This window comes from Martelella sp. FOR1707 (assembly GCF_053484265.1).
Window position 1 is genome coordinate 46661 of record NZ_JBAKFP010000001.1, and the last position, 12849, is coordinate 59509.

11 protein-coding genes are annotated in these 12849 nt (G+C 61.8%); 6 read left to right on the forward strand and 5 right to left on the reverse strand.

Annotated elements, in window-relative coordinates; all coding sequences use genetic code 11:
- Positions 1-183: 183 nt before the first annotated feature.
- The 5 genes from V6765_RS00220 to V6765_RS00240 all read right to left on the reverse strand — a co-directional run bounded on the left by V6765_RS00220 (position 184) and on the right by V6765_RS00240 (position 5387).
- Positions 184-984, reverse strand: coding sequence for an SDR family oxidoreductase (locus tag V6765_RS00220; protein ID WP_448425458.1), 801 nt, complete (start codon positions 982-984; stop codon positions 184-186).
- Between the two features lie 59 nt (positions 985-1043).
- Complete coding sequence (locus V6765_RS00225) at positions 1044-1829, reverse strand: SDR family NAD(P)-dependent oxidoreductase (protein ID WP_448425460.1); 786 nt, start codon at positions 1827-1829, stop codon at positions 1044-1046.
- Between the two features lie 19 nt (positions 1830-1848).
- Positions 1849-3342 carry a sugar ABC transporter ATP-binding protein gene (locus V6765_RS00230; RefSeq protein ID WP_448426589.1) on the reverse strand — a complete coding sequence of 498 codons (1494 nt, stop codon included), beginning with the start codon at positions 3340-3342 and terminating at the stop codon, positions 1849-1851.
- 38 nt (positions 3343-3380) lie between these two features.
- Positions 3381-4316, reverse strand: a complete 936-nt coding sequence (locus tag V6765_RS00235) for a substrate-binding domain-containing protein (RefSeq protein WP_448425461.1) — start codon at positions 4314-4316, stop codon at positions 3381-3383.
- Positions 4317-4406: 90 nt separating this feature from the next.
- Positions 4407-5387 carry an ABC transporter permease gene (locus V6765_RS00240; RefSeq protein ID WP_448425463.1) on the reverse strand — a complete coding sequence of 327 codons (981 nt, stop codon included), beginning with the start codon at positions 5385-5387 and terminating at the stop codon, positions 4407-4409.
- Between the two features lie 253 nt (positions 5388-5640).
- Here V6765_RS00240 and V6765_RS00245 point away from each other — a divergent pair, with 253 nt between their 5' ends.
- The 6 genes from V6765_RS00245 to V6765_RS00270 all read left to right on the forward strand — a co-directional run bounded on the left by V6765_RS00245 (position 5641) and on the right by V6765_RS00270 (position 12786).
- Entirely contained in the window at positions 5641-6462 is an 822-nt protein-coding gene (locus V6765_RS00245; protein ID WP_448425465.1) for a transketolase, read from the forward strand.
- On the forward strand, positions 6459-7418 hold the full coding sequence (locus V6765_RS00250) for a transketolase family protein (RefSeq protein WP_448425467.1): 960 nt from the start codon (positions 6459-6461) through the stop codon (positions 7416-7418). Before V6765_RS00245 ends, V6765_RS00250 begins: the two co-directional genes overlap by 4 nt.
- A gap of 1 nt (position 7419) precedes the next feature.
- Complete coding sequence (locus V6765_RS00255) at positions 7420-8883, forward strand: FGGY family carbohydrate kinase (RefSeq protein ID WP_448425469.1); 1464 nt, start codon at positions 7420-7422, stop codon at positions 8881-8883.
- 42 nt (positions 8884-8925) lie between these two features.
- Positions 8926-9879, forward strand: coding sequence for a sugar-binding transcriptional regulator (locus V6765_RS00260; protein ID WP_448425471.1), 954 nt, complete (start codon positions 8926-8928; stop codon positions 9877-9879).
- 829 nt (positions 9880-10708) lie between these two features.
- Positions 10709-11686: an ABC transporter permease gene (locus tag V6765_RS00265; protein ID WP_448425473.1), complete on the forward strand. Its 978-nt coding sequence runs from the start codon at positions 10709-10711 to the stop codon at positions 11684-11686.
- Positions 11687-11733: 47 nt separating this feature from the next.
- On the forward strand, positions 11734-12786 hold the full coding sequence (locus tag V6765_RS00270; RefSeq protein WP_448425474.1) for a sugar ABC transporter substrate-binding protein: 1053 nt from the start codon (positions 11734-11736) through the stop codon (positions 12784-12786).
- The last annotated feature ends 63 nt before the right edge of the window (positions 12787-12849 follow it).

The window sequence follows — 12849 nt, forward strand, 5'->3', positions numbered from 1 at the left end:
GCCCATATCGGCCATTCCGCAGCGCAACTTATTGCAGGAACTAAAAAATCAACGCCAATACAGTTGGCGACCGACAGGTCACCGGTTCATATCCCCTCAAGACCTTGCACTTGGTGCAGAATTTGAACTCCCTCTTGTTCTGCCCCACGTTGAACTGCCGACCGCCGCCGCGGGACGCAGGGTTTACCAGCAGCAGAAGCCGCCATCGACCAGCAGGTCAACGCCGGTGCAGTATGAGGCGGCGTCGGACAGCAGGAAGACGGCGGGGCCGACCATTTCGTCGACGCTTGCCATGCGCTGCATCGGCGTCTGGCTTTCGAATTCCTTTGTCTGGTGCACCATTTCGGGGCGGGTGTTCATAGGCGTGGCGGTATAGCCGGGGCTGATCGAATTGACGCGGATGCCGCGATCGACCCATTCCATCGCCATCGATTTCGACATGTGGATCACGCCGGCCTTGGATGCGTTGTAATGGACCTGGTTGAGGCCGCGATTGACGATTACGCCGGACATCGAGGCGATGTTGACGATCGAGCCGCCCATACCATGGGAAAGCATGGCGCGCGCCTCGGCCCTGCAGGAGAGCCACACACCCTTCATGTTGATGTCCATCAGCGTCTGATACTGATCCTCGGACATCTCCTCGCAAGGATTGGCATTCGCGATGCCGGCCGCGTTCAGCGCCAGTCGCAGCGGCCCGAGTTCGGCTTCGGTTCTCGCAACGGCGTCTTCAAGGGCCGCCTCCGAGGTCACATCGGCCGCGATCTGCAATGACCGGCGACCGGTTTGCGCTATGAAGGCGGCGGTATTGGCAAGCCCGTCATCGGTGCGCCGGTCGACGAGTGCAACGTCGGCGCCGCACTGGGCAAGCCCCATGGCGATGCGCTGGCCGATGCCGCTGCCGGCACCCGTCACCAGGGCCACCCGACCCGAAAGATCGAACAGAGCCGGGGCGTTCAAGGTAATTTCGGCGGTCTCATTCATTGTCTATGTCTTTCTGCTATGCGGCTGGCATGGGCGGTCATCATCATGGCCCGAGAGGGTCACGACATGATCAGCCCGCCATCGACATTGATGGTCTGGCCGGTGATGTATTCGGCATCGTCACTGGCGAGGAAAGCGATCAGGCCCGCGACATCCTTGCCTTCGCCGGCGCGCTTCATCGGAATGTTCTCGACCCAGCTCGCCATCAGTTCGCCGGGGCCGAAATCGCCGAGCATCTTACCCCAGACGCGGTCGTTGTAGTCCCACATATCGGTCTTGATGATGCCGGGGCAGATGGCGTTGACAGTGATGTTGTCGAGCGCCACTTCCTTGGCCAGGCTCTGGGTCATGCCCATCACGCCGAATTTCGATGCGGCATAATGCGGCGTGTAGATGAACCCGTCGCGCGCCTGGCCGGAGGCGATGTTGATCAGCCGCCCGCCCTTGCCCGACGCCCGCATATGGCGGATCGCCTGCTGGCAGCACAGGAACGCGGCCTTGGTGTTGACCGCCATGGTGGCATCCCATTCGGAAACTGTCAGGTCTTCGACCTTGGCGATGGTGATGATGCCGGCATTCTGCACCGAGATATCGACGCTCCCGAAGTCGCGCTCCGCGCGGTCGTAAAGCGCTGCCACCGCTTCGGGATCGGTGACGTCGCAGATCACGCCGGTCGTCTTCGCGCCGGTTGCGTCCGAGAGCGACTTTGCCGCCTGTTCGACCTCGGCCTCGACGGAGGCGATCACGAGATTGGCGCCCTCCTGCGCAAAGCGTGTGGCGATCGCAAAGCCGATGCCCTTGTTGCCGCCGGTCACGACGACGGTTTTGCCCTTGAAGCGGTTCATGATGAGCTCCCTGTATGTGTCAGGCCGTGGCCAGTTCCATCACCGAGACGTCATTGGCCTCGCTATGGTCGAGAATACCCGTCTGCCGTCCGGCCGCCATCACGAGTATGCGATTGGAGACGCCGAGCACCTCTTCAAGATCGGAGCTGACGACGATTACTGCGACGCCGTTTTCCGCCAGGCCGTGAATGATTTCATAGATCGAGGATCGCGCACCGACATCGATGCCGCGCGTCGGCTCGTCGAGCAGCACGACGCGCGGATTGCGGGCGAGCCATTTGGCGATCACGACCTTTTGCTGGTTGCCGCCGGACATCTCGCCGGCCTTCTGGTGGCCTTTGCCCTTGACCCCGAACTTCGCGATATTGTCGTCGGCGAAGGCGCGGATACGGTTCCTGCTCAGCCAGCCGCCGCGGCCGACCGTCTCGAAATTCGAATAGGCGATATTTTCGGCGATCGTGTGATCGAGGATCACGCCCTGCAGCTTGCGGTCCTCCGGCACCAGAACGATGCCGTTTGCGATTGCCTCGGCCGGCGAGGCGGGGGTGATGTCCTCGCCGTTAAGCTTGATCGTGCCGGCGGCGATCGGGTCGGCGCCGGCGATGGCACGCACCAGTTCGGTGCGCCCAGCGCCCACGAGGCCGGCAATGCCGAAGATTTCGCCGCGCCGGACCGAAAAACTGACATCATTGAACCGCCCGCTCGGCCCCGAAAGGCCCTTGACCTCCAGAACAGTCTCTTCGCTCGGCGTATGCAGCGGCGGAAACATCTGCTCCATGCTGCGCCCGACCATTGCCTCGACAATGGTGCGCACGGGAAGATCGGCGGTATCGAATTCCTGAACCTTGTCGCCGTCGCGCATGACCACGATCCGGTCGGCGATCTGCTTGATCTCCTCCAGCCGGTGGGAAATGTAGATGATGCCGACGCCCTCGGCCTTCAGCCGCTCAATCTGCTTGAACAGGAGCCGGGTTTCCTCGCCGCCAAGCGCGGCAGTTGGCTCGTCGAGGATGAGGAGCTTCGCATTGAGTGTCAGCGCCTTGGCGATCTCGATCAGCTGCTGGCTTGCCGTCGACAGGTTCTCGACCTTGCGGCGCGGCGATATGTTGAGGCCGAGCCGTTCCAGGCCATGCTGGGCGCGCCGGTTCATTTCTGCGCGGTCGACGCGTCCGTTTTTCATGGGATAGCGACCGACGAAGATATTCTCGGCAATCGTCAGATGCGGCAGCAGCAGCAGTTCCTGATGGATCATGCCGACGCCGGCGTCGATCGCCTCGCGTGGGTTGGCGGGCGCGTAGGTCGCGCCCTGCCAGGTCATCGTTCCGGATGATGGGAGGACCGTTCCGGAGATGACATTGGAAACGGTGGACTTTCCAGCCCCGTTTTCGCCGAGCAGCGCCACGACTTCGCCGGCATGGATATCCAGATCGATCCCGTGCAGCACTTCGACAGGTCCATAGGACTTGCGAATGCCCCTGAGGGACAGGATTGGAGATGTGCCGTTTTCCGTCATGGCGCTGCCCTTTTTCACAATCGTTTCACCCGAAGGCGTTACGGATGCTTCTCGACATACTGCGGAGCGGTTTCGCAGGTCGTCAGAACCGCATTGGGGGTCTGGCGCTCCGGCACGCTCTCGCCTGCTGCGACCTTGATTGCCGAATCAACGGCAAGCCGGCCCATCAACTGGGTGCTCTGGGTGGCCGTCACCACAAACGGACCTTCGCATTTGGCCAGATATTCGAGCGCGGCCACATCGCCGTCATAGCCGCCGATGATGACCTGATCGTCAAGACCGGCAACGTCGACAGCCTTGGCCGCACCCATGGCGAGACCATCGGCCTGGCCGAAGATGATCTTGATATCGGGATGGGCCTGCAGCATGTTCTGGGCAATCGAGAAGCCCTCATCCGGCGACCACATCTGGCTCCACTGTTCGGTGACCAGCTCGACGCCCGGATTTTCTTCGACAGCGCGCATGCAGCCCTTGGTCCGATCGACTTCCGGCGTCGTACCCTTCTGGCCATGGATCATCGCCATCTTTCCTTCGCCGCCGGCGAGATCGATGATGTGCTTGCAGACCTGATAGGCGGATTCGATGCTTTCGCCGGCAATGAACGTGTCGCCGGGCGCGCCTTCGGGCGTGCGGTCAACATTGATGACCGGAATGCCCTCGGCGCGGGCGAGACGGGTCGGGACGGCGGCGGCAGCGGCGCCGGCAGGGATGTAGATGAAGGCGTCAATGCCCTGGGTCATCAGGTCCTGCACCTGGCTGACCTGGGTCGCCGTGTCGTTCTTGGCGTCGACAACGATCACCTCGATGCCCTTTTCCTTGCCGTAGCCTTCAACGCCGAGCTTGATCTGGTTGAAGAAGTCCGCCTGAAGGTTGGGAACGGCAAGACCGATCTTCTTTACTTCATCGGCCAACGACGGGCCGGCGAGAGCGACGGACGCAAGCGCAACCGCCATGAATTTCTGGTAGGCTTTCATGATATTCTCCTCCTGGTGTTTCGGGCTTCAAGGCCCGGTTTAAGCCCGGTTGCGCGGGCTTGGTTTTTGGCCGAAAAACCGGCCGAATGCTCAGTTTCCCCTGTGCTTGAAGGTTTCGGCCGCAACGGCGAGCACGATGACCGCGCCGATGATGACGGCCTGAAGGAACGGGGATACGGAAAGAAGATTGAGGCCGTTGCGCAAAACGCCGATGATCAGCACGCCGACAATCGTGCCCACGACGCCGCCGGATCCACCCGAAAGGCTGGTTCCGCCGATTACCACCGCCGCGATGGCATCGAGTTCATAGGAGACGCCTGAGCTTGGCTGCACGGAATCAAGACGCGCGGCCAGCAACACGCCGGCAAGCCCCGCAAGCGCAGCGCAGCTTGTGTAGACCAGTGTCGTGGTGCGACGGACATTGATGCCGGCAAGACGCGCGACCTCCTGGCTGCCGCCGATGGCATAGAGCATGCGGCCGCCCTGGCGATAGCGCAGGAACAGGATCGCGATCACGAACACCACGAGCATGACCGCGACCGTCATGGTCAGGAACCCGCCATAGCGGATGATCGCGCTCATGTTGAACCAGGGCGCGAAGCCGATGATCTGCGAGCCGTTGGTGATCATGTTGGCAAGACCGCGCGCCACCGACATCATCGCCAGCGTGGCAATGAAGGCCGGCACCTTGAATTCGGTGATCATCAGCCCCGAAACGATACCGCAAATCGCTGCGGCGGCGAGCGCGCCAGCAATCGCGACCATCATCGGCATCCCGGCCTCGACGTTGAGATAGCCGAGCACCATCATCGCCAATGCCAGCACGGAACCGACAGAGAGGTCGATGCCGCCGATCAGGATGACGAAGGTCATACCCACGGCCATGATGCCAAGCACGGTGATCTGGTCGAGAATGTTCAGGAAATTACGGAAGGACAGGAAACTGTCGGTCGCGAAGGTCAGGAAGATGCAGAGCAGCACCAGGCCGATCAGCGGACCCGTTGCGCCGGAAAGCGATACGATTTCCGACGGACGCGGTTTTTGCGCAGGAGATTCCTGTGTAACTGCCATGTTTTCCTCCTCCATGCGCATATCTATTCACACTTGATGGGAAATCCATAAAGGATGATTGATGAGCTGTCAAGCAGTCGTCGACCCTTGTGGTCTGGTCGACTGAATGAACAGGCTTATATATATAGCATATGCACGCTCCGTCGGTAACAGGGGCAACTTGTCGCGGCATCAGTCAGCCGCAGCTCGACATCTTGACAAACGGCGCGACCGCATGTTTAATGCTTACAGCATAATTATTCATAGGTGACTTATGGACCCCCAGGAACTGCGCGTTATCGCCAATCGCATCCGACGGCGCGATCTCAAGGCTGTCTACGAGGCGGGGGCCGGTCATATCGGCGGAGAGATGTCGGTCACCGACCTTCTGACCGCGCTCTATTTCCACATCATGTGGGTTGATCCATCCGCGCCGCTCGATCCCGCGCGCGACCGGCTGGTGCTGTCAAAGGGGCACACGGCGCTCGCGCTCTACATCGTGCTCAGCGAAAAGGGCTTCATCGACAAGGACGAGATTTCGACCTTCCTGAAGCACCGCTCCCGCCTCAACGGCCACCCCAATCGCGTCAAGGTTCCAGGCGTCGAAACCAATACCGGGCCGCTCGGCCATGGTCTTCCGGTCGCCGTCGGCATGGCAAAGGCCGCAAAGCTCGACAATGCCACCTGGCGCACCTTCGTGATCACCGGCGACGGAGAAATGCAGGAAGGCTCGAATTGGGAAGCAATCATGGCCGCCGCCCATTTCGGCCTCGACAACCTGACGCTTATCATCGACCACAACCGCCTGCAGCAGGGCGCGCGGCTGGCCGACACCAACAATATCGCCCCGCTTGCGCCGAAGCTTGAAGCCTTCGGCTGGGCAGTCGAAGAAATCGACGGCCACGACATGGAGGCGATCTGCCGCGCGCTTGCGCCGGAGACCGTCACCGCCGGCAAACCGAAATGCATCGTGGCGCACACCAACAAGGGCAATGGCATTTCCTTCATGTCCGACAATGTCGCCTGGCACCACAAGGTGCCGAGTGAAGAACAATACCGGCAGGCCATGGCCGAGCTTGAGGAGGCCATTCGATGAACATGTCTTTTGACACCGCAAAGCTGCACGACTGCCGCAATGCCTTTACCGAAACGCTGGAAGAGCTTGCCGCGCACGACAACAACATCGTCGCGGTCTGCAATGATTCCGTCGGCTCGTCCAAGCTTGGCGGCTTCGGCGAGAAATTTCCCGAGCGGCTTATCAATGTCGGCATTGCCGAGCAGAACATGGTCGGCGTCGGCGCGGGTCTTGCCAATGGCGGCAAGATCCCCTTCGTCTGCGCGGCGGCACCCTTCCTGACGGGACGCGCGCTGGAGCAGATCAAGGCGGATGTTGCCTATTCCGAGACCAATGTGAAGCTGGTCGGCATTTCATCGGGCATGGCCTATGGCGAGCTTGGCCCGACCCACCATTCGATCGAGGATTTCGCCTGGATTCGCGCGCTTCCCAACGTGCCCGTGATCGCGCCCGCCGACCGCATCGAGACGGCCGCCGCCATTCGCTGGGCCGCCGAACATAAGGGCGGCTGCTTCCTGCGGCTGAGCCGCGTCGGCGTGCCGGATCTGCTGCCGGAAGGCCATGTATTCAAACTCGGCAAGGCCGACATGCTGTGCGATGGCGACGCGCTCACCATCATTGCCAACGGCGTGCTGACCCACCGGGCCCTGCTCGCCGCCGCCATTCTTCAGGAACGCGGCATTGCCGCCCGCGTGCTCAACATGGCAAGCGTCCGCCCGATCGACGAGGACGCGATCATCGCGGCGGCGCGTGAGACCGGCGCGATCCTGACCTGCGAGGAGCACACCACCTTCGGCGGGCTCGGCAGCGCGGTTGCCGAAGTCGTGGTCGAGACAGCGCCCGTGCCGATGAAACGGCTTGGCGTCCCCGGCGTTTTCGCGCATACCGGTTCGGCAAACACGCTGCTCGACGATTTCGGCATGGCGCCGGCCGCGATCGCGGACAGCGCTGAAGCGCTGATTGCACGGAAGGGATGACATGACGGGCAAGGCGATCCTTGCGATCGATGAAGGCACCACCAATTCGAAGGCGGTGCTGGTGTCGCATGAAGGCGATATCATCGCCAGCGGCTCGTCCCCGGTGCCGATCAGTCATCCGAAATCCGGCTGGGTGGAGCAGGATGCCGAGGATATCTGGCAGGCGACCGCCACCGCGATTGCCGAATGCCTGAAAAAGGCGCCGGGCACCGAAATTGTCGCGCTCGGCATCTCCAACCAGCGCGAATCCATCCTCATCTGGGATCGCGTCACCGGCCGGCCTCTCGGCCCGGTCATCAGCTGGCAGTGCCGCCGCACGGCCGACGCTTGCAAGGCATTGCGCGAGGCCGGTCACGAGGCCGATTTCATCGCCCGCACCGGCCTGCCGCTCGACCCGATGTTTCCGGCCACCAAGGTCGCCTGGTTGCTCGACAATCACGGGCGAGGGGCGAGCGACATCTGCATCGGCACTGTTGACAGCTGGCTGATCTGGAAGCTTTCCGGCGGCAGCATCCATGCCACCGACCGGTCGAATGCCGCCCGTACACAGCTCTTCAACCTAGCCGAAGGACGCTGGGACGATGATCTCTGCAGGCTCTTCGGCGTCGATCCCGCCATGCTGCCTGCTGTCTTCGACAGCGCCCATATCTTCTCCATTACAAAAGACGCCGGCGTCCTTCCAGACGGCCTTCCTATAGCGTCGGCCATCGGCGACAGCCATGCGGCGCTGTTCAGCCATTCCGCCTTTGCCGCTGGCGACGGCAAGATGACATTCGGGACCGGCTCTTCGGTGATGACGACGCTTGCCGACTACATCGTGCCGCCGGACGGGATCACCACCACGATCGCCTGGTCGATCGCCGGGCGTCCGACCTTTGCCTTCGAGGGCAATATTCTGGTGAGCGCCTCGATCTTCCCATGGACGGCGGAGTTGCTCGGCCTCGAAGATGTCGAGGCGCTTTTGGCGCTTGCCGAAACTGTCGAGGATAGCGGCGGCGTAGCGCTGGTGCCTGCCCATGTCGGGCTCGGCTCTCCGCATTGGGACGCCGATGCGCGCGGTCTCGTCTGCGGCCTTTCATTTTCCACCAAGCCGGCGCATATCGCCCGGGCCGCGGCCGAAAGCCTCGCCTTTCAGGTGCGCGATGTCTACGCGATCATGGCGGAGGCGGCCGGCCATGTCGGGCGGATTTCCGTCGATGGCGGGCCGAGCCGCAACCGCTTCCTGATGCAGCTTGTTGCCGATTATATCGATCGCCCGGTCACGCCCTGCCGCAATGCCGAGGCGTCGGCGCTCGGCGCGGCGCATCTTGCGGGGCTTGCCGTCGGCTTCTGGCCCGACGTTGATGTGCTCGCAGCCCTTGCCCGGCGCGAGCCCGAAATTGCCCCTGCGATGCCGGCAGAACGGCGCGATCGTTCTATTGGAGAATGGACAAAAGCGATTGCCCGGACCACATTCGCCGTGTAGAGAATAAATATTCACACAATCCACGACGAGTTAGCAGAGACCATGTCCCGCCTCAATGAATTACGGATGATTGCCCGCGTGGCGCAGATGTATCATATCGAGGGACAGCGCCAGTCGGAAATCGCCAAGCATCTCAGGATTTCGCAGGCGACGGTGTCGCGCATGCTGAAGCGCGCGCAGGAGGAGGAGATCGTCCGCACCACGGTGGTCGCGCCCTCCGGCACCTATGCCGAACTCGAATCCGGGCTACGCGGCCGGTACGGCCTCTCCGAGGCGATCGTGGTGGAATGTTCGGAGGATCGCGACGGCGCGATCATGGCGCGGATCGGCGAGGCGGCGGCACATTTTCTCGAAGCGACGCTGCAGACCGGCGAGATCATCGGCGTCTCAAGCTGGTCGGAAACCATTCTGCGCATGGTGGACAATATCCATCCGATGAAATCCGGCAAGGCGCGCTATGTGGTGCAGACGCTCGGCGGCATGGGCGATCCGACGGTCCAGATCCACGCCAACCAGCTTACCACGCGGCTCGCGCGGCTGACCGGCGCGGAGGCCCATCTCCTGAGCGCGCCGGGCGTGGCTCAGTCGCGGGAGGCCAAGCTGGTGCTGCTCGGCGATACCTATGTGCGCCAGACCATGGAGCTGTTTTCTAGGATCACGCTCGCAATCGTCGGCATCGGCGCCATGGAGCCTTCCGGCATGCTGGCCCGCAGCGGCAATGTGTTTTCCTCGCGCGAGCTTGCCGAAGTCGCCGAAGCCGGCGGCGTTGGCGATATCAGCCTGCGCTTCTTCAATGCCGAGGGCGGCTTCGTGAAGACGCCGCTGCATGACCGGGTGATCGGCATGACGCTGGAGGAACTGTCCAAGGTCGATCGCGTCATCGCCCTTGCCGGCGGCCGCTCCAAGACCGAGGCCATTCGCGGCGCGCTCCGCACCGGCGTCATCGACCTCCTGATCACAGACAGGTTTACCGCCGAGCGGCTGCTCGAGTCGTAACCGTAAGCTTGAACGGCTGGACCTACCGGCTGATACGCACGTAGCTGGTCGATGAACAGATGGCGCGGCTTTGGCCATATAGTTAAAGTATAGCAAGCGGAAAGCGGCCGATACGAGTCCGCCCAAAAAAATCGTCGTTCCTGGACTTACCAAGAACCTGGACACGTAGAGTCACGGCGAATACCCGTCAGAAGCGGCGTTTCAAGAGGATGAGCGATAGTCATCACGCCTTTCTTATCGAGCCGAATGCAATCGCGCAGGATTCTACAGTTGCCTATTTGAGGGCGGTTTCGGATGTGAAGCTGAACCCGTAACCTGTCCCTGAGGAGTGGACGACCGACCAGCGCTCGTATGCCGATATCGCCGCGCTCGAAACCCTCCTGCGCAGTGTCTGGGCAATTCCGCATCGGCTTTGACGGAAGCCGACGTCACGGGCCGGGGTATCCCTGACAGGGAGCCGGTGAATGCAATGGCGGGCCTGCGCGGCGGATGTCGGCAGGCCTTTCATTTTTTGTCAGTCATGGTGGAAGCATATCTGGATCGAGACCGGGGCGGGGCGGACGGAGCGACTTTTGGCGAACGATAGTCTGATCTTTGGCTCTTGTTCCGTGCGAGACGCCTGCGCCAAGAATGCAGGTGATTTCGTCAATATTTTAATATTGTATTATTGTAGTTTTGTGGTAGAGAAGATTCCGGTTGATCGGTCTGCGTGAGGATGCGGCCGGGCACAGCGGCCGGAGGAGGGGGCATTGAGAAACTCAGTCAGAAAAGACGGACGGCTCGACTATTTCCGCAAACGTGCATCGATCGTCCAAGGGCGGATTTGCGGATGAGGCGCGCGCTATCCGGCCTCAATCAGGAGAGGGTGGTCTTCCTTCTCTTCGTGGCGATCTTCCTGATTTTCGCGCTCGCGTTGCCGGGCTTTCTGAACACACAGAACCTTGTTCTGCTGATGCGCGGCGTGTCCGTTCTTGGCATTCTCAGCGTCGGCATGTGCATCGTCGTCATCGGTCGCGGGATCGATCTTTCGATGGTCGCGACGATGGCGCTGTCGGTGGCCTGGGCCCTGCAGCTGAACGCCGACGGCATGAGCCTGACGATGGCGATGACCATCGGGATCGCAAGCGCGGTCTTCGTCGGGCTGATCAACGGCGTGTTGATCGCCTACGCAGAAATCCCGCCGATCTTCGCCACGCTCGCCACCGGCGCCTGCGTCTACGGGTTCGGGCGCTTCGCCCTGATCCACAGCGATCTGGTCTATGTCACACCGTCCGTCGGTAGCCTCGTGGAGCTCGGCCAGGGCCGTTTTCTCGGCCTGCCCATGCCTGTGGTTGTGTTCGCAGTCGTCGCGGCACTGGTGGGCGGCATTCTGCATTTCACCAAGTTCGGCCGCTTCACCTATGCGGTCGGCGATAATTACGCCACGGCCCGCGTCAGCGGCGTGCCGATCCGCCATGTGCTCATCGGCCAGTATGTGCTGAGCAGCCTCGTCGCCTTCGTCGCCGGCCTGACCCAGGCCATGACCGTCAGCAGCATGAATACGAGGATTTCGGACACGCTGCTGATCTACGACGTCATTCTCGTCGTCGTGCTCGGCGGCGTTGGCCTCTCCGGCGGGCGCGGCGGCATCCGCAATGTCATCGTCGGGACGCTGCTGATCGGGACCTTCCTGAACGGCATGACGATCATGGACGTCCAGTTCACCGTGCAGAACGCCATCAAGGCGGTGATCCTGCTCGTGGCGATCACCATCGACACGCTCGTCAACCCGCGCGACGAGCAGACTTCACAGCACGGGGATATCTGAGCCGGCGAGGGGCCGGCGGCAAACGGGAATCAACAGGAGGAGAAGGCATGTTTTCATTTGATCAACTGAAGCCCGGGTCCGTGTACAAGCGGTTTCTGGCGCTCGGAGCGGCAATCGGGCTCGCCGGTTTGTCGGCCCTTCCGCAAACCACGGCGGCGCATGCGGAAGGATTGGAGGATCCGACGCTCGCACCCTATCTCGAAGCCTTCAAGGGCAAGAAGATCGGCTATGTGCCGTTCTCGATGAGCTTCGACCTCGCGCAGGGCTGGCTCGCCGGCATGCAGAAGCAGGCCGATGAACTGGGCTACGAGATCATCGTGCGCGACCCCAACTGGAATACGGATGTCGGCTCGCAGGCGATGAACCAGCTCATCAACGAGAAGCCCGACATCATCGTCTACATGAACCCCGATCTGCAGTCCTACGCCAAGATATTGAAGAAGGCGAAGGCGGCCGGGATCCAGCTCGTGGCGGTGAACCTCAAGTCGGTCGTGCCCACGCACTATATCGGTGAGGACTGGCAGCTCAACGGCGCTGCGGAAGCGGAATACATCGTGTCCAAATGCGGCGAGGGCACCGGTCGCTCCGGCAAGGTGGCGATCCTTCAGGGCATCCTGACCTCGGCCGCCAGCGCCTATCAGCTCAAAGGCGTGACCGATGTGTTCGCCGAGCATCCGGAAATCGAGGTCGTATCCAACCAGTCCGCCAACTGGGATGCCGGCAAGGCCCACGAGATCACCCAGACGGTGCTTCAGCAGCATCCTGATCTCTGCGGCGTCGTCGGTTTCTGGGATGGCATGGATATCGGCGCGGGCGCAGCCGTCAAGGAAGCGAACCTTGACGAGCCGGTCTATGTGGTCACCTCCGGCGGCGGCGCCAAGGAAGCGGCCTGCGACAAGCTCTTGGACGGTACCTATTCGGCTTATATGAGCTACGATGTCCGCACGATGGCCCATGACATCAACACGGTCATCAAGATCCTGCTGCAGTCCAACCCGCCGGTCGACATGCCGGCCTTCAGCCTGCCGACCGATATGGTGGTGCTGACGAAGGACAATCTGAAGCCCGATTCCTGCTGGGTGATGGACGACTTCAAGTAAGGCGCAAGGCGCGCGATCACCGGGCTGGCATCGCCGGCCCGGCACACCTTCCCATTGCTTCGA